We start from the raw sequence: 17054 nt of genomic DNA, 5'->3' as shown, positions 1-17054 counted from the left end.
CCGACCTTTGCCGCGGCGTCGGACAAGCACCCCGACATCGTCTTCGGCAAGGTCGACACCGAGGCTCAGGAGCAGCTCGCCGCGGCCGCCGAGATCCGCGCCATCCCGACCCTGATGGCGTTCAAGCAAGGGCATCTGGTGTTCAACCAGGCCGGCGCCCTGCCGCCGGCTGCGCTGGAGGCCTTGATCACGCAGATCCGCGACTTCGATGTCCAGGCGAGCCAGAACTCCCCGGCCGGCGACCAGCAGACCTGAACCCGCACGCGCTAGCGTGCAACGATGAGCGATTCGGGTTTCGTACTCGTCGACCGGCCCCGGCCGCATGTTGCCCTGGTCACCCTGAACCGGCCCGAGCGGATGAACTCGATGGCCTTCGACGTCATGGTGCCGCTGCGACAGGTGCTCGCCGAACTGAACCACGACAACGACGTCCGCGTCGTGGTGTTGACCGGCGCGGGGCGGGGGTTCTCCTCCGGGGCTGACCAGAAGTCCGCCGGGGCGGTGCCGCATGTTGCCGGGCTGACCCGGCCCTCCCACGCGCTGCGTTCGATGGAACTGCTCGACGAGGTGATCCTGGCGATGCGCCGGTTGCACCAGCCGATCATCGCGGCGGTCAACGGCGCGGCCATCGGCGGCGGGCTGTGTCTGGCGCTGGCCGCCGACATCCGGGTGGCCTCGGCTGAGGCGTACTTTCGGGCCGCCGGCATCAACAATGGCCTGACCGCCAGCGAGCTGGGCCTGAGCTATCTGCTGCCGCGCGCCATCGGCAGCTCCCGCGCCTTCGAGATCATGCTCATCGGCCGCGACGTCGACGCGGCCGAGGCCGAGCGCATCGGTCTGGTATCCCGGCAGGTCGCGCCCGCGGATCTGCTGCCGACCTGCTACGAGATGGCCGCCCGGATCGCCGCCTTCTCCCGTCCGGGCATCGAGTTGACCAAGCGGACGCTGTGGACCGGACTGGACGCCAGTACCCTGGAGGGACACATGCAGGCCGAGGGCCTCGGGCAGCTCTACGTGCGGCTGCTCACCGCCAACTTCGAGGAAGCGGTCGCCGCGCGCGCCGAGCAGCGGCCGCCGGTCTTCACCGACGACAAGTAGATCCGGGTAGGAGAGTGCCGTGATCACCGCAACGGACCTGGAGGTCCGCGCCGGGGCGCGCACCCTGCTGCTCGCCGAGGGGCCCGCACTGCGGATACAGCCCGGCGACCGGATCGGCCTGGTGGGCCGCAACGGCGCCGGAAAGACCACCACGATGCGAATCCTGGCGGGGGAGGGCGACCCGTATGCCGGCACCGTGGCGCGCAGCGGGCCCGTCGGCTACCTGCCCCAGGATCCCCGCGAGGGTGATCTGGAGGTGCTGGCCCGCGACCGGGTGCTCTCGGCGCGCGGGCTGGACACGCTGCTGGCAGAACTGGAGAAGCAGCAGGTGGTGATGGCCGAGGTCGTCGACGACTCCGAGCGCGACCGGGCGGTCCACCGCTACGGCCAGCTTGAGGAACGCTTCGCCGCGTTGGGCGGTTACGCCGCGGAGAGCGAGGCGGGGCGGATCAGCGCGAGCCTGGGGTTGCCGGAGCGGGTGCTGACCCAGCCGCTGCGCACACTGTCCGGCGGACAGCGCCGCCGGGTCGAACTCGCTCGAATCCTGTTCGCCGCCAGTGACTCCGGAAACTCGACCACGCTGCTGCTCGACGAGCCGACCAACCACCTCGACGCCGACTCCATCGGCTGGCTGCGCGACTTCCTCAAGGTCCACGCCGGCGGCCTGGTGATCATCAGCCATAACGTCGAGTTGCTCGCCGACGTGGTGAACCGGGTGTGGTTCCTCGACGCGATCCGTGGCGAGGTCGACGTCTACAACATGGGCTGGCAGAAGTACCTCGACGCCCGCGCCACCGACGAACAGCGGCGCCGCCGGGAGCGGACCAACGCCGAGCGCAAGGCGGCGGCACTTCGCACGCAGGCCGCCAAGCTCGGCGCCAAGGCCACCAAAGCCGTTGCCGCGCAGAACATGCTGCGCCGGGCCGACCGGATGATGGCCGCCCTGGATGCTGAGCGGGTCGCCGACAAGGTGGCCCGGATCAGATTCCCGAATCCGGCACCGTGCGGCCGCACGCCGCTGGTGGCCCGGGGACTGACCAAGAACTACGGCTCGCTGGAGGTGTTCACCGGCGTCGACCTGGCCATCGACCGTGGATCCCGGGTGGTGGTGCTGGGCCTCAACGGTGCGGGCAAGACCACCCTGCTGCGGCTGCTGGCCGGAACCGAGCAGCCCGACGCCGGGCAGCTGGAGCCCGGACACGGGTGCAAGATCGGTTACTTCGCCCAGGAACACGACACCCTGGACAACGTCGCGACCGTGTGGGAGAACATCCGCCACGCCGCACCTGACACCGGTGAGCAGGACCTGCGCGGCCTGCTGGGGGCCTTCATGTTCAGCGGCGCGCAACTGGACCAGCCCGCCGGAACCCTGTCCGGCGGCGAGAAGACCCGCCTCGCGCTCGCCGGACTGGTGGCCTCGACGGCCAATGTGCTGCTGCTCGACGAACCGACGAACAACCTCGACCCCGCATCGCGCGAGCAGGTCCTCGACGCGCTGCGCAGCTACCGCGGTGCGGTGGTTTTGGTGACACACGACCCGGGAGCGGCCGAGGCGCTGGAACCGCAGCGGGTGGTCTTGCTGCCCGACGGTACCGAAGACCACTGGTCGCAGGACTACGCCAGCCTCATCGAGCTGGCCTGAACCCGCTTCAGGCCAACATGTTGCGCAGCACGTACTGCAGGATGCCGCCGTTGCGGTAGTAGTCGGCTTCGCCGGGGGTGTCGATGCGGACCACCGCGTCGAACTCCACCGTGGAGCCGTCATCCTTGGTCGCGGTGACGTGCACGGTCTTGGGCGTCTTGCCCGTGTTGAGGGCTTCGATGCCGGTGATGTCGAACACCTCGGTGCCGTCCAGTTTCAGCGATGTCGCGGACTCTCCGGCCGGGAACTGCAACGGGATCACACCCATCCCGATCAGGTTGGAGCGGTGGATGCGCTCGAAGGACTCCGTGATCACCGCCCGCACGCCCAGAAGCCGTGTTCCCTTCGCCGCCCAGTCGCGTGACGAACCCGAGCCGTACTCCTTGCCGCCGAGTACCACCAGCGGGATGCCCTTCGCCGCGTAGTTCTGGGCGGCATCGTAGATGAAGGCCTGCGGACCGCCCGGCTGGGTGAAGTCGCGGGTGTAGCCGCCCGACACGACCTCGCCGAGCCCGGCGAGCACCTTGTTGCTGAGCCTGATGTTGGCGAAGGTGCCGCGGATCATCACCTCGTGGTTGCCGCGGCGCGAACCCAGGGAGTTGAAGTCGGCCGGCTTGACGCCGTTGGCTTCGAGGTACTGGGCGGCCGGGGTTCCCTTCTTGATCGCACCCGCGGGCGAGATGTGGTCGGTGGTAACCGAATCCCCGAGCAGCGCAAGCACTCTGGCGCCCCGGATGTCGTCGACCGGTTGCGGTTGGGCCGGCATACCGTCGAAATACGGAGCCTTGCGGACGTACGTCGACTTGGGGTCCCACGCGAAGGTGCTGCCCGAGGGGGTGGGCAGCTTGCGCCAGCGCTCGTCGCCCTTGAACACGTCGGCGTAGCTCTCGGTGAACATCTCCCGGTTGATCGAGGCGGCGATGACGTCGTCGATTTCCTTCTGGGTCGGCCAGATATCGGCGAGGAACACGTCCTTGCCGTCAGCGTCCTTGCCCAGCGGGTCGGAGGTGAAGTCGAAGTCCATCGTCCCGGCGATGCCGTAGGCGATCACCAGGGGCGGCGAGGCGAGGTAGTTCATCTTGACGTCGGGGGAGATGCGGCCCTCGAAGTTGCGGTTGCCGGACAGCACGGCGGTCACCGAGAGGTCGTTGTCGTTGATCGCCTTGGAGATCTCCTCCGGCAGCGGGCCGGTGTTGCCGATGCAGGTGGTGCAGCCGTAGCCGCCCAGGTAGTAGCCCAGCTTCTCCAGGTACGGCCACAGGCCCGCCTTCTCGTAGTAGTCGGTCACCACCTGGGAGCCCGGCGCCATGTTGGTCTTCACCCACGGCTTGGTGCTCAAGCCCTTCTCGACGGCCTTCTTGGCCAGCAGTGCCGCCCCGAGCATCACCGACGGGTTCGAGGTGTTGGTGCATGAGGTGATCCCGGCGACCACGACCGCGCCGTGGTCGAGCACGAACTCACCGCGATCAGCCGAGCGCACCAGCACCGGCTTGGTCGGCCGGCCCTCGGCGCTGGAGGCGGCCGACGGCCGCATGTCTACCGCACCGTTGTCGGCGAAGGACAGCGCCGCCGGGTCGCTGGCCGGGAAGGACTCCTCGACCGCCTCGTCGAGTTTGGTCTCCGGTGCCGGGTGGTGCTCCTCCACATAGTTGTGGATGTCCTTGCGGAAGGCCGTTTTCGCGTCGGAGAGTTCGATGCGGTCCTGGGGACGCTTGGGGCCGGCGATCGACGGCACGACGGTTGACAGATCCAGCTCGAGGTACTCGGAGAACGTCGGCTCATGGTCCGGGTCGTGCCACATGCCCTGCGCTTTGGCGTAGGACTCCACCAGCGCCAGTTGCTCGTCGGGGCGCCCCGTCAACCGCAGATACTTAATGGTCTCCTCGTCGATCGGGAAGATCGCGGCAGTCGAGCCGAATTCGGGGCTCATGTTGCCCAGCGTCGCGCGGTTGGCGAGCGGCACCTCGGCGACGCCCCTGCCGTAGAACTCGACGAACTTGCCCACCACGCCGTGCTTGCGCAGCATGTCGGTGACGGTCAGGACCACGTCGGTGGCGGTGACTCCCGGCTTGATCTCGCCGGTCAGCTTGAAGCCGACGACCCGGGGGATCAGCATCGACACCGGCTGGCCGAGCATGGCGGCTTCGGCCTCGATCCCGCCCACGCCCCACCCCAGCACCCCGAGGCCGTTGACCATGGTGGTGTGACTGTCGGTGCCCACACAGGTATCCGGGTAGGCGACCGGACTGCCGCCGATCTCGCGAACCATCACGACTCGGGCCAGGTACTCGATGTTGACCTGGTGGACGATCCCGGTGCCGGGCGGCACCACCTTGAAGTCGTCGAAGGCGCCCTGGCCCCAGCGCAGGAACTGGTAGCGCTCGGCGTTGCGCTGGTACTCGATCTCGACGTTGCGCTCGAAGGCGTCCGCGCGGCCGAACACGTCGAGGATGACCGAATGGTCGATCACCAGCTCGGCCGGCGCCAGCGGGTTGACCTTGTCGGGGTCGCCACCGAGTTCGGCCACCGCCTCGCGCATGGTGGCCAGGTCGACGACGCAGGGCACCCCGGTGAAGTCCTGCATGATGACCCTGGCCGGGGTGAACTGGATCTCGGTGTTGGGTTCCGCGGCGGGATCCCAGTTCGCGATCGCGCGGATGTGGTCGGCGGTGATGTTGGCGCCGTCCTCGGTGCGCAGCAGGTTCTCGGCGAGGACCTTGAGGCTGTAGGGGAGCCGTTCGGTGCCCGGCACCGCGGCGAGCCGGTAGATCTCGTAGCTCTTGCTCCCGACCGTCAGGGTGTCGCGGGCGTCGAACGAGTTCAGCGAGGGATTGGGGGAGTTGCTCACAGGACGAATCCTAGAGGTAGTCCCGCAGGTTTCGTCCGGAGTCTGGTACGCCCCGGCGCGTGCTGTCCTTTCCGCCGGGCGGGCGCGGTACGGTCGGCAGTCGTGACCGTGCTGCCGACTTACATCCCGGTCGAGGTGTGCACGGCGGTCAGCCTTCCGGTGTCGACGTCGCTGGATCAGTGCATGGACGCCGTCCTCGCCGACGTCGCGACCGACGGCATCGCGGCCCCCGCCGTCGAGGTGCCCGGACTGCAGAAAGTCGTCGCCGGTGCCCGCGAGCGGGGTCTCGACCTCAAGGTCGTCGTCATGGACAAGAGCCCGCCGATCGACACCCCGCTGCGCGACGTCGCCACCGAGGTGGGCCAGGCCCACCCCGGGGCCACCGTGCTGGTGATCAGCCCGGGCTGGGCCGGTACGTACAGCACGCGCTACGACCGGGTGACCCTGGAAGCGGGCCAGGACGTCGCCAAGACGGCGCCCAATGCGGTGCAGGGCGCGCAGAATTTCGTCGACCAGTTGAACACCCCGGATTTCCCCTGGACGCCATTCACGATCCTGCTCGTGATCGGCGTCGCCGGGGCCGCTGTTGCGACCCGAGTTCTGCACCGCAGAGCACAACGGGAATGAAACATTCGGTGCGCCCGAAAACCATCTTCTAGCTGGCTAAACGGCCCTTTGTGGCAGTTCCATAAGATTTCCTTTCGGTCACATCATTCAAATGACAAACTTGTAATTCTTGCCTCTAGTTTCCTCTGCGACAATTGTGACGTACGGTGCAACTGAAGCCATTGTTATTGAAGTGGCGGATGTGAAATCAGTTAATCCGTGAGCGTCTTCGAGCATGAGGAGTCCGACGCGAATGAGACCTTCCGACCGCCGCTCTTCCGTCCGGATCATCCGACTCATCTGCCCGCCGACTCTGAGCGCCGCGATGGTCCTGACCGTTCCCGGTCTGGTGCACGCGGAGCCGATCGCCGAGCCCACCAGTCTGGCCACGCTGGTCGCTGACGTCGCGGAGGCCGACCAGCGCCTGCAGGACGTCGGTGCCCAGGTGCAACTCCAGCAGGAAAGCGTCAACAAGGCGATCGTGGAGGTCCAGTCCGCCCGGGAGGCCGCCGCTCTGGCCGAGCAGCAGGTCGAGGACAGCCATCACGCGGTGCAGGACGCCAACGCCGCGATCGCCGCGGCGCAGCGCAGGTTCGACACCTTCGCCGCGGCCAGTTATGTCAACGGCCCCTCGGCGGCGCTCGTGGTGGCCCGTACCCCTGAGGAGATCATCGCGACGACCGCCGCCGGCCAGACCTTGGCGCTCAGTTCCGAGCAGGTGATGGCCGGGCTGGCGCGGGCGCGCACAGAGGTGGTCAACCGCGACGCCTCGGCGCGGATGGCCAAGCGCAAGGCTGACCGGGCCGTCCGGGACGCCCAGAGCAGCCAGGATGCCGCGGTGGCCGCTCTCACCGAGGCGCAGCAGGCCTTCCGCGCACAGCAGGCCGAGATCGACCGGCTCGCCGCACAGCGCAAGACCGCGCAGGAGAAGCTGAACGCCGCACGGTCCTGGGATCTGCCGGCTGCCGGGAGTTCGGCGGGTTCGGCGGGTTCGGCGGGTGAGGCGGGCTCGTCCGGTACCGATCGCTGGGAGCCGGGCCAGGATCCCAGCGCCGTCCGGGTGCCCTACGGCGATCCGTCGCAGTGGGATCTCACCCTGCCGGCGATCCCCAGCGCGTTCCTGTCCGGGGATCCGGTCCAGATCATCAACGCCGTGCTGCAGATCGCGATGAACTCGCTGCAGGTCACCCAGCAGCTGGGCAAGCAGTTCCTGCAGCAGATGGGCATCCTCAAGCCCACCTCGACCGGCATCAACAACGGCGCGATCCCCTTCGTCGCCGGCAGTGCCGCCGTCGAGCACGTCATCCGCCGGGCGATGTCGCAGCTGGGTGTGCCCTACTCATGGGGCGGCGGCAACGCCGCGGGGCCCAGCCGTGGTATCGACTCGGGCGCGGGCACGGTCGGGTTCGACTGCTCGGGACTGATCCTCTACGCCTTCGCCGGGGTCGGCATCAAACTGCCGCACTACTCGGGATCGCAGTACAAGATGGGCCGTCAGATTCCGGCCTCGCAGATGCGTCGCGGCGACGTGATCTTCTACGGTCCCGGCGGTAGCCAGCACGTCACGCTCTACCTCGGCAACGGCCAGATGATCGAGGCGCCCTACACCGGGTCGGTGGTCAAGATCTCCCCGGTGCGGACCAGCGGCATGACCCCCTTCGTCGTGCGCTACGTCGAATGGTGACTGCCGGCCGGGTGCGGGTGCGCTGCGCGCGCCGCGCGCTGGCCGCGGTGCTGGCGGCTCTGGCGCTGTCGGTCGGGCTCGCCGGTCCGGCGGCGGCTGAGCCGCAGTGGGATCCGACCCTGCCGCAGATCCTCAGCGCCGGAGCCCCCGGCGACCCGGTGGCGGTGGCCCAGGCCTCGCTGGCGTTCACCCAGCAGGCCGCCCAGGCGACGATGGACCTCGGCCGCAAGTTCCTGGCCGGTCTGGGCATCGGCGGTGCTCCGACCGCGTCGCCCGGTGCCCGGGTTCGCGGACCGCAGGCCATCGAGTACGTGATCCGCCGGGCCGCCTCCCAGCAGGGGGTGCCCTACTCGTGGGGCGGCGGCGCGATCAACGGGCCCAGCGCCGGGGTGGACCACGACGCGGGGAAGGTCGGCTACGACTGCTCGGGCTTCGTCCGCTACGCCTTCGCCGGTGTCGGTGTCCTGCTGCCCAAGTACTCCGGGGACCAGTACAGCGCGGGCCGCCAGGTGGCCCCCTCCCAGGCCAAGCGGGGCGACTTGATCTTCTACGGCCCCAGCGGCAGCCAGCACGTCACCATCTACCTGGGTAACGGCCAGATGCTGGAGTCCTCGTCGGCGGCCGGCCAGGTCACGGTCAGTCCGGTGCGCACGGCGGGCATGACCCCGTACGTCACGCGGGTCATCGAAACCTGAGCACGCGCCGGACCGGGTGCGACGGGATAGCCGGAACCCGCATCGACGGATTCCGGAACGCCTGGAATAGTTGTCTCCGGGGCAATCCAGCCCGGCGGCTGCACCGCAGTGTCAGCCGCCGTGTCACAAGTGGAGGAAGTCGATGACGTCACCAGCAGGACCACCCGTGGGCGCAGGCCGTCCGGGTCAGGGCGGGGCCGCGGCGCCGCCGGCCGGTGGCAATGGCCTGGCCGGCGAGGTGCACACGCTGGAACGGGCGATCTTCGAGGTCAAGCGCATCATCGTCGGCCAGGACCAGCTCGTCGAGCGGATCCTGGTCGGGCTGCTGGCCAAGGGTCACGTCCTGCTCGAGGGTGTTCCCGGGGTGGCCAAGACACTGGCTGTGGAGACCTTCGCCCGGGTCGTCGGCGGAACCTTCGCCCGTATCCAGTTCACCCCGGACCTGGTGCCCACCGACATCATCGGGACCCGCATCTACCGCCAGGGCCGCGAGGAATTCGACATCGAGCTCGGACCGGTCGTAGTCAACTTCCTGCTCGCCGACGAGATCAACCGCGCCCCGGCCAAGGTGCAGTCCGCGCTGCTGGAGGTGATGGCAGAACGCAAGATCTCCATCGGCGGGAAGACCTACCCGCTGCCCAAGCCGTTCCTGGTGATGGCCACCCAGAACCCGATCGAGAACGAGGGCGTCTACCCGCTGCCGGAGGCGCAGCGCGACCGCTTCCTGTTCAAGATCAACGTCGGGTACCCCTCGCCGGAAGAGGAACGCGAGATCATCTACCGGATGGGCGTCACCCCGCCGGAACCCAAGCAGATTCTGGAAACCGGCGACCTGCTGCGGCTCCAGGATGTCGCGGCGAACAACTTCGTCCACCACGCCCTCGTCGACTACGTCGTGCGCGTCGTGACCGCCACCCGGCGGCCCGAGCAGTTCGGCATGAACGACGTCAAGGCCTGGGTGGCCTTCGGCGCATCGCCACGAGCCTCGCTGGGCATCATCGCCGCCGCCCGCGCCATCGCCCTGATCCGCGGTCGCGACTACGTCGTTCCCCAGGACGTCATCGACGTCATCCCCGACGTCCTGCGCCACCGCCTGGTCCTGACCTACGACGCGCTCGCAGACGATGTCAAACCGGAAACCGTGATCGGCCGGATTCTGCAGACCGTGGCCCTGCCCCAGGTCAATGCCGTCCCGCAGCAGGGACATTCGGTGCCTCCGGTGGGCGCTTCCGTGCCTCCGGTGGCTGGCGCTAACGTTCGGTGAGCGAGTCCGACAGCATCCACCCGCCCTCCTTCGGTCGGGGTGAGACCGGTGACGCCAAGTTGTCGGCGGCGCTGCGCACACTCGAACTCACCGTCAAGCGCAAACTCGACGGTGTTCTGCAGGGCAACCACCTCGGCCTGATACCCGGGCCGGGTTCGGAGGCCGGCGAGTCACGGCTCTACCAGCCTGGTGACGACGTCAGGCGGATGGACTGGTCGGTGACCGCCAGAACGACCCATCCGCACGTGCGGCAGATGATCGCCGACCGGGAATTGGAGACGTGGCTGGTGGTCGACATGTCGGCCAGTCTCGACTTCGGGACCGCCGGTTGCGAGAAGCGGGACCTCGTCGTCGCGGCGGCGGCCGCGATCACCTACCTCAACAGCGGTGGCGGCAATCGGCTGGGAGCGCTGATCGCCAACGGCCAGAACATCATCCGGGTACCGGCCCGGTCCGGCCGTCAGCACGAGCAGACGCTACTGCGGGCCATCGCCACCAGTCCGCGGGCACCGCTGGGTGTTCGCGGCGACCTGGCCAGCGCCATTGACGCGCTGCGCAGGCCCGAACGCCGACGCGGCATGGCCGTGATCATCAGCGACTTCCTCGGCCCGATCACCTGGATGCGCCCGCTGCGCGCCATCGCCGCCCGTCATGAAGTGCTCGGCATCGAGGTGCTCGACCCCCGCGACGTCGAACTGCCCGATGTCGGTGATGTGATCCTCCAGGACACCGAATCCGGGGTCACCCGCGAGTTCACCATCGATGCTCAACTTCGCGACGACTTCGCCCGCGCCGCCGCGGCCCACCGCGAGGAGGTGGCCCGCACCCTGCGCCGTTGCGGCGCCCCGCTGATGACGCTTCGCACCGACCGCGACTGGGTCGCCGACATCGTGCGGTTCGTGGCCTCACGCCGCCGCGGCGCGATAGCGGGCCTGTAGTGAGCCTGGAGAGAGCATGACCCTGCCCCTGCTCGGGCCGCTGTCGCTGACCGACTTCGCCCATCCGTGGTTCTTCCTGTTCCTGGTCGTGGTGGCGGCCCTGGCGGCGTTCTACGTGGTCGTGCAATACGCGCGGCAGAAACGCATTCTCCGGTTCGCCAACATGGAGCTGCTGGAGAGTGTCGCTCCCCAACGTCCCAACAAGTGGCGGCACCTGCCGGCGATCCTGCTGGTCTCCGCACTGGTGCTGCTGACCATCGCCATGGCCGGACCGCAGAACGACGTCCGGATCCCGCGCAACCGCGCCGTCGTCATGCTCACCATCGACGTGTCGCAATCGATGCGGGCGACCGACGTCGAGCCCAGCCGGCTGGCGGCCGCGCAGGAAGCCGCCAAACAGTTCGCCGACCAGCTCACACCCGGTATCAACCTCGGCCTGATCGCCTACGCGGGCACGGCGACCGTGCTGGTCTCGCCGACGACCAGCCGGGAGGCGACGAAGGCGGCGATCGACAAGCTGCAACTGGCCGACCGCACTGCCACCGGGGAGGCGATCTTCACCGCCCTGCAGGCGATCGCCACCGTCGGTGCGGTGATCGGCGGCGGAGACGGTCCGCCGCCGGCGCGGATCGTGCTGATGTCCGACGGCAAGGAGACGGTGCCGTCCAACCCGGACAACCCCAAGGGTGCCTTCACCGCGGCGCGGACGGCCAAGGACCAGGGAGTGCCGATCTCCACGGTCTCGTTCGGTACGCCCTACGGCTATGTCGAGATCAACGACCAGCGCCAGCCGGTACCGGTCGACGACGCGATGCTGAAGCGGATCGCCGAACTCTCCGACGGCAACAACTACACCGCCTCGAGCCTGGAGCAGCTCAAGGAGGTGTTCACCACCCTGCAGGACCAGATCGGCTACGAAACCATCAAGGGTGACGCCAGCGTCGGCTGGCTTCGGCTCGGTGCACTGACTCTGGCGTTGGCCGCTGTCGCTGCGCTGCTGATCAACCGGCGACTGCCCGGCTGATCCCGGCGCCGGAAGTCGCAGGCGCTAAGTTGACCGACATGACCGAGTTGACGGACACGACCGAGACCGAGACGGCCGTCCCCACCGCAGCTGCCAAGCCCCCGTTCGTCTCCCGCTCGGTGCTGGTCACCGGCGGAAATCGGGGCATCGGTCTGGCGATAGCCCGGCGACTGGTCGCCGACGGGCACCGGGTGGCCGTCACCCATCGCGGCTCGGGAGCCCCCGAGGGGCTGTTCGGGGTGCAGTGCGACGTCACCGACTCGGCCGCGGTGGACGCCGCGTTCACGGCCGTCGAGGAGCACCAGGGTCCGGTCGAGGTGCTGGTCTCCAACGCCGGGGTGACCGCGGACGCATTCCTGATGCGGATGACCGAGGAGAAGTTCGAGAAGGTCATCGACGCCAACCTCACCGGGGCGTTCCGGGTGGCCCAGCGGGCATCGCGCAGCATGCAGCGCAACCGGTTCGGCCGGATGATCTTCGTGGGATCGGTCTCCGGTACCTGGGGCATCGGCAACCAGGCCAACTACGCGGCCTCCAAGGCCGGGGTGATCGGCATGGCGCGCTCCATCGCCCGGGAGTTGTCGAAGGCGGGCATCACCGCGAACGTGGTCGCCCCGGGCTACATCGACACCGACATGACCCGCTCGCTTGACGAGCGGATTCAACAGGGCGCCCTGGACTTCATCCCGGCCAAGCGGATCGGCACCGCCGAGGAGGTCGCCGGGGCGGTCAGCTTCCTGGCCTCCGAGGACGCCGGCTACATCTCCGGTGCGGTGATCCCGGTCGACGGCGGTATGGGCATGGGCCACTAGGCCCCCTGGAAGGCGTGGAAAGGACCCAGATGGCAGGGCTTCTCGAAGGCAAGCGCGTTCTCGTCACGGGCATCATCACCGACTCGTCGATCGCGTTCCACATCGCCCGGGTGGCGCAGGAGGCCGGGGCGGAGATCGTCTGCACCGGTTTTGACCGGCTGCGGCTGATCCAGCGGATCGTCGACCGACTGCCCAAGCCGGCCCCACTGCTCGAACTCGATGTCGCGAACCAGGAGCACCTCGACACCCTGGCCGACCGGATCACCGAGGTGATCGGCGCGGGCAACAAACTCGACGGCGTGGTGCACTCGATCGGAAACATGCCCGCCAGCGGAATGGGCATCAACCCGTTCTTCGACGCGCCTTTCGAGGACGTCGCTCGCGGCATTCACGTCTCGGCGTACTCCTACGCCTCGCTGGCCAAGGCGGTGCTGCCGATCATGAACCCGGGCGGTGGCATCGTGGGCATGGACTTCGATCCCACCCGCGCAATGCCCGCCTACAACTGGATGACCGTGGCCAAGAGCGCCCTGGAGTCGATCAACAGGTTCGTCGCCCGGGAAGCGGGCAAGGCCGGAGTACGGTCCAATCTCGTTGCGGCCGGGCCGATCCGGACGCTGGCGATGAGCGCGATCATGGGCGGCGCGCTGGGCGAGGAATTCAAGGACGAGATGCGGATGCTGGAGGAGGGCTGGGATCAGCGCGCTCCGTTGGGCTGGGACATGAGAGATCCCACCGCGGTCGCCAAAACGGTGTGTGCTCTGGTGTCCGACTGGCTGCCGGCGACCACCGGGACGGTCATCTACGCCGATGGCGGCGCCAGCACGCAGCTGATCTGATGGTGTGACGATGACCTTCGACGCGCTGCTGCTGTTGTCCTTCGGTGGACCCGAGGGTCCCGAGCAGGTGATGCCGTTTCTGGAGAACGTGACCCGCGGCCGCGGTATCCCGCGCGAGCGACTCGAGTCGGTCGCCGAGCACTACCTTCACTTCGGCGGAGTCTCGCCGATCAATGCCATCAATCGCGCTCTGATCGAGCAGATCCGGGCTGAGATCGCCGAGCGGGGCGAAAAACTGCCGGTGTACTTCGGTAACCGCAACTGGAAGCCGTTCATCGAGGAAACCGTGGCGACCATGGCATCCGACGGGATCCGGCGGGCTGCGGTGTTCACCACGTCGGCGTGGGGCGGCTACTCGGGCTGCACCCAGTACCAGGAGGACATCGTCCGGGCCCGTGCCGCGGTCGGCGCGGACGCACCCGAACTGGTCAAGCTGCGCCAGTACTTCGACCATCCGATGCTGGTGGCCATGTTCACCGACGCGATCGCCGAGGCGGCCCAGACCCTGCCGGCGCCACTACGCGACACCGCCCGACTGGTGTTCACTGCGCACTCCATCCCCATCGGCGCCGTCGACCGGTGCGGGCCGGGCCTCTATCCCCGCCAGGTCGCCTATGCCTCCGGCCTGGTCGCCTCTGCCGCCGGGTATGCCGACTACGACGTGGTGTGGCAGTCGCGGTCCGGCCCGCCGCAGGTGCCGTGGCTGGAGCCCGATGTGGGCGATCATCTTGCCGAGCTCTCGCAATCGGGCGCCACGGCGGTGATCGTCTGCCCGGTCGGTTTCGTGGCCGACCACATCGAGGTGATCTGGGATCTGGACAGTGAACTGGCCGAGCAGGCGCAGGACCTCGGTATCGCCCTGGCGCGCGCCACGACGCCCAATGCCGACCGTCGCTTCGCCCGGCTGGCGCTCAGCCTGCTCGACGAGGTCCGCGACGGCGCAGTGCCGGCGAGAGTTGCCGGACCGCAGCCCGTTGCGGGGTACGGCGCGAGCGTCAACGGCGATTTCTGCACCGCGGACTGTGCGGCCAGTGCGGCGCGTGCCGCGGCTACTGCCAGGCCGAGAGCAGGATCGCGCTGACCGCCGCCGCGCGTGCCGATCGAACGACACCGGCGAGCGGACGCAGTGCGTCGTCGGCGATCCGCGCCTGACTCGCACTCTGCGAGCCGATCGGGGTGGCTCCCGCGCTGACCGCGATGATGGCGTCGACGTGGGCGGCGGTGCTCAGTACCCGGACCGCTCGCGGCGGAGCGTGATCGGGCATGCGGTGATGCCGACCGGCTTGCAGGACCTCCTCGACCATCGCGCGCGGGTCGGTGCAGTCCTCGCCGGTCAGTTCGAGTCCGGCGAGCGCCTCCGCCGCGGAGCGGACCGCCGATCGCAGGGCGTATTCAGCCTCGCCGAGATCGGCGGTGTCGGGAGTTGGTCCGGACGGCAGCGCATAGACCGACCAGGCCAGGGTGGTCCACGACGGAGGTTCGTCGTCGGTGTCGCAGAACTCCGGCACCAAACCGACGGTCCCCCCGTCGGGCGCGCTCACCAGGACCGCTTCCCCGACGGTCAAGGCGTCGCGCTGAAACGGGGTATCCGGGGCCAGGCCGCGGACATCGCCGGCGACCGGCAGCACCAGTGCGATCGCCGGCCGGTCCGGCCAGCAGGCCTGCGCCCGGCGCCCGGCGGCGACGCGCACTGTCTGCAGCAGAGACATCGCACCGGCGGCATCGACCTCCGGCCACGGCAGACCGGCCCGGCCCGCCGCAACGGAGTCGTGTGCGGTCACCGAATGGGTTGGCGCCCAAGTGCTCAGGGCATCAAGAACGTCGTCGGGGGCCGCCTGGCCGGCCAGCCAGGCGTTGGCCCACACCGACAGCGAGACGCTCGGGCACCACATTGGAGGCAGTGTAGACAAAGCGGCGTTGGCCGGCCACGCACCCGCCCGCCGTCGCCGACCCCCATTCCGGTGTCGCATTCCGCGTATCGTTGCGGTATGCCCGTGGCGTTGATCTGGCTGATCTTCGCGCTCGGCCTTGCCGCCGCCGAGGTCCTCACCGGCGACCTGTTCCTGGTGATGCTCAGTGGCGGAGCGTTGGCGGCGGCGGCCTCGGCGTGGCTGCTCAGTCCGCCGGTATGGGCCGACGGCGCGGTCTTCCTCGTGGTCTCGGTGCTGCTGCTGGTGCTCGTACGTCCCGCGCTGCGGCGGCGACTGACCGCGGGACCCGCACTGCCGGAGCCGGTCAGGGCGCTGGAGGGCAAGGATGCACTGGTGCTCGACCAGGTCGACCGCCACCGGGGCCGGGTCAAGCTGGACGGCGAAGTCTGGACGGCCCGCTCCTATACCGACGACGATGTCTACGAACCGGGCGAGCGGGTGACCGTCATGCACATCGACGGTGCCACCGCGGTGGTCTGGCGCAACTAGACGCAACAAGAGGGGACAACGAACATGGATGGAGCTCTCGCCGGTCTGGTGCTGTTGGCGGTGCTGGTGCTCTTCGCGGTCATCATCGTCGCCAAGTCGATCGCGCTGATCCCGCAGGCCGAGGCCGCCGTCATCGAGCGACTCGGCCGCTACAGCAAGACGGTCTCCGGACAGCTCACCCTGCTGGTCCCCTTCATCGACCGGATCCGGGCCCGGGTCGATCTGCGCGAGCGGGTGGTGTCCTTCCCGCCCCAGCCGGTGATCACCGAGGACAACCTCACGGTCAACATCGACACCGTGGTCTACTTCCAGGTCACCAACCCGCAGGCCGCCGTCTACCAGATCAGCAACTACATCGTCGGCGTGGAGCAACTGACCACCACGACGCTGCGCAACGTCGTCGGGGGGATGACCCTCGAGCAGACGCTGACCAGCCGCGACCAGATCAACGCCCAGTTGCGCGGGGTGCTCGACGAGGCCACCGGACGATGGGGGCTGCGGGTGGCCCGGGTGGAACTGCGCAGCATCGACCCGCCGCCGTCGATCCAGGACTCGATGGAGAAGCAGATGCGCGCCGACCGTGAGAAGCGGGCCATGATCCTGACCGCCGAAGGCACCCGGGAGGCCTCCATCAAGCAGGCCGAGGGCCAAAAGCAGGCCCAGATCCTGGCCGCAGAAGGCGCCAAGCAGGCAGCCATCCTGGCCGCCGAGGCCGAGCGCCAGTCGCGCATCCTGCGCGCGGAGGGCGAACGGGCCGCCCAGTACCTGCAGGCGCAGGGGCAGGCCAAGGCCATCGAGAAGACGTTCGCGGCGATCAAAGCCGGCCGGCCTACCCCGGAACTGCTCGCCTACCAGTACCTGCAGACCCTTCCGCAGATGGCGCGGGGCGAGGCCAACAAGGTCTGGCTGGTGCCCAGCGACTTCGGAGCGGCGCTGCAGGGGTTCGCCAAGCTGCTGGGAACCCCCGGCTCCGACGGGGTGTTCCGCTACCAGCCCTCGCCCGTCGACGACGACGTCGCCCCACCGGCGGACGACACCGCGGAGGTGGCGGAGTGGTTCGTCACCCAATCCGATCCGGCGATCGCCCAGGCGGTGGCCCAGGCCGGGGCCGAGGCGCGCGTCCCGGTCGAATCCGCGGCGGGCGACTCGCCGGGAATCCTGGGTCCCCCGGCCCGGCACGGTGC

General features: G+C 68.8%; 16 protein-coding genes. 14 read left to right on the top strand and 2 right to left on the bottom strand.

Annotated features, from left to right (window positions below):
* From ACKOB8_RS11740 to ACKOB8_RS11730, 3 genes are all read left to right on the top strand, one after another.
* The coding region (locus ACKOB8_RS11740; RefSeq protein WP_526377389.1) for a thioredoxin domain-containing protein at positions 1-255 on the top strand (255 nt) is incomplete at its 5' end.
* Positions 256-279: 24 nt separating this feature from the next.
* Positions 280-1098 (top strand): enoyl-CoA hydratase, encoded by an 819-nt coding sequence (locus ACKOB8_RS11735; protein ID WP_526377388.1) that lies wholly within the window; start codon positions 280-282, stop codon positions 1096-1098.
* 19 nt (positions 1099-1117) lie between these two features.
* A complete protein-coding gene (locus ACKOB8_RS11730) occupies positions 1118-2740 on the top strand; it encodes an ABC-F family ATP-binding cassette domain-containing protein (RefSeq protein WP_526377387.1) in 1623 nt (540 codons plus the stop codon).
* Positions 2741-2747: 7 nt separating this feature from the next.
* On the opposite strand, the gene ACKOB8_RS11725 is transcribed toward ACKOB8_RS11730, so the two are convergent.
* Positions 2748-5564 (bottom strand): aconitate hydratase, encoded by a 2817-nt coding sequence (locus tag ACKOB8_RS11725; protein ID WP_526377390.1) that lies wholly within the window; start codon positions 5562-5564, stop codon positions 2748-2750.
* A gap of 126 nt (positions 5565-5690) precedes the next feature.
* On the opposite strand from ACKOB8_RS11725, the gene ACKOB8_RS11720 reads away from it, so the two are divergent.
* From ACKOB8_RS11720 to ACKOB8_RS11680, 9 genes are all read left to right on the top strand, one after another.
* Positions 5691-6215 (top strand): Rv1476 family membrane protein, encoded by a 525-nt coding sequence (locus tag ACKOB8_RS11720; RefSeq protein ID WP_526377386.1) that lies wholly within the window; start codon positions 5691-5693, stop codon positions 6213-6215.
* Between the two features lie 232 nt (positions 6216-6447).
* A complete protein-coding gene (gene ripA, locus ACKOB8_RS11715) occupies positions 6448-7878 on the top strand; it encodes an NlpC/P60 family peptidoglycan endopeptidase RipA (protein WP_526377385.1) in 1431 nt (476 codons plus the stop codon).
* On the top strand, positions 7872-8573 hold the full coding sequence (ripB, locus tag ACKOB8_RS11710) for an NlpC/P60 family peptidoglycan endopeptidase RipB (RefSeq protein WP_526377384.1): 702 nt from the start codon (positions 7872-7874) through the stop codon (positions 8571-8573). The genes ripA and ripB overlap by 7 nt, the downstream gene beginning before the upstream one ends.
* Positions 8574-8715: 142 nt before the next feature.
* Complete coding sequence (gene moxR1, locus ACKOB8_RS11705; protein WP_526377383.1) at positions 8716-9837, top strand: chaperone MoxR1; 1122 nt, start codon at positions 8716-8718, stop codon at positions 9835-9837.
* Positions 9834-10775 (top strand): DUF58 domain-containing protein, encoded by a 942-nt coding sequence (locus ACKOB8_RS11700; RefSeq protein ID WP_526377382.1) that lies wholly within the window; start codon positions 9834-9836, stop codon positions 10773-10775. The genes moxR1 and ACKOB8_RS11700 overlap by 4 nt, the downstream gene beginning before the upstream one ends.
* Before the next feature lie 16 nt (positions 10776-10791).
* Complete coding sequence (locus tag ACKOB8_RS11695; RefSeq protein ID WP_526377381.1) at positions 10792-11799, top strand: vWA domain-containing protein; 1008 nt, start codon at positions 10792-10794, stop codon at positions 11797-11799.
* A 38-nt stretch (positions 11800-11837) separates the two neighbouring features.
* Positions 11838-12611 (top strand): 3-oxoacyl-ACP reductase FabG1, encoded by a 774-nt coding sequence (fabG1, locus tag ACKOB8_RS11690; RefSeq protein ID WP_526377380.1) that lies wholly within the window; start codon positions 11838-11840, stop codon positions 12609-12611.
* 29 nt (positions 12612-12640) lie between these two features.
* Positions 12641-13450, top strand: a complete 810-nt coding sequence (inhA, locus tag ACKOB8_RS11685) for an NADH-dependent enoyl-ACP reductase InhA (protein WP_526377379.1) — start codon at positions 12641-12643, stop codon at positions 13448-13450.
* A gap of 10 nt (positions 13451-13460) precedes the next feature.
* Positions 13461-14531 (top strand): ferrochelatase, encoded by a 1071-nt coding sequence (locus ACKOB8_RS11680; RefSeq protein WP_526377378.1) that lies wholly within the window; start codon positions 13461-13463, stop codon positions 14529-14531.
* Here ACKOB8_RS11680 and ACKOB8_RS11675 read toward each other — a convergent pair.
* A complete protein-coding gene (locus ACKOB8_RS11675; protein WP_526377377.1) occupies positions 14500-15342 on the bottom strand; it encodes an Rv1486c family protein in 843 nt (280 codons plus the stop codon). The genes ACKOB8_RS11680 and ACKOB8_RS11675 overlap by 32 nt on opposite strands.
* A 96-nt stretch (positions 15343-15438) precedes the next feature.
* On the opposite strand from ACKOB8_RS11675, the gene ACKOB8_RS11670 reads away from it, so the two are divergent.
* Together ACKOB8_RS11670 and ACKOB8_RS11665 are read left to right on the top strand one after the other, a co-directional pair.
* Positions 15439-15870: an NfeD family protein gene (locus ACKOB8_RS11670; protein WP_526377376.1), complete on the top strand. Its 432-nt coding sequence runs from the start codon at positions 15439-15441 to the stop codon at positions 15868-15870.
* 24 nt (positions 15871-15894) lie between these two features.
* A partial coding sequence (locus tag ACKOB8_RS11665) for an SPFH domain-containing protein (protein WP_526377375.1) occupies positions 15895-17054 on the top strand: 1160 nt, incomplete at its 3' end.

The sequence above is a fragment of the Mycobacterium sp. genome (assembly GCF_046091765.1).
Taxonomy (GTDB): domain Bacteria; phylum Actinomycetota; class Actinomycetes; order Mycobacteriales; family Mycobacteriaceae; genus Mycobacterium.
Note: the sequence above shows the minus strand (reverse complement) of the source record. Positions and strands in the feature narration are given on the sequence as shown.

Coding starts and splice junctions, on each gene's coding strand:
- ACKOB8_RS11670 (WP_526377376.1), top strand. CDS start 15,439: ATGCCCGTGGCGTTGATCTGGCTGATCTTCGCGCTCGGCCTTGCCGCC.
- ACKOB8_RS11675 (WP_526377377.1), bottom strand. CDS start 15,342: ATGTGGTGCCCGAGCGTCTCGCTGTCGGTGTGGGCCAACGCCTGGCTG.
- moxR1 (WP_526377383.1), top strand. CDS start 8,716: ATGACGTCACCAGCAGGACCACCCGTGGGCGCAGGCCGTCCGGGTCAG.
- fabG1 (WP_526377380.1), top strand. CDS start 11,838: ATGACCGAGTTGACGGACACGACCGAGACCGAGACGGCCGTCCCCACC.
- ACKOB8_RS11695 (WP_526377381.1), top strand. CDS start 10,792: ATGACCCTGCCCCTGCTCGGGCCGCTGTCGCTGACCGACTTCGCCCAT.
- inhA (WP_526377379.1), top strand. CDS start 12,641: ATGGCAGGGCTTCTCGAAGGCAAGCGCGTTCTCGTCACGGGCATCATC.
- ACKOB8_RS11735 (WP_526377388.1), top strand. CDS start 280: ATGAGCGATTCGGGTTTCGTACTCGTCGACCGGCCCCGGCCGCATGTT.
- ACKOB8_RS11680 (WP_526377378.1), top strand. CDS start 13,461: ATGACCTTCGACGCGCTGCTGCTGTTGTCCTTCGGTGGACCCGAGGGT.
- ripA (WP_526377385.1), top strand. CDS start 6,448: ATGAGACCTTCCGACCGCCGCTCTTCCGTCCGGATCATCCGACTCATC.
- ripB (WP_526377384.1), top strand. CDS start 7,872: ATGGTGACTGCCGGCCGGGTGCGGGTGCGCTGCGCGCGCCGCGCGCTG.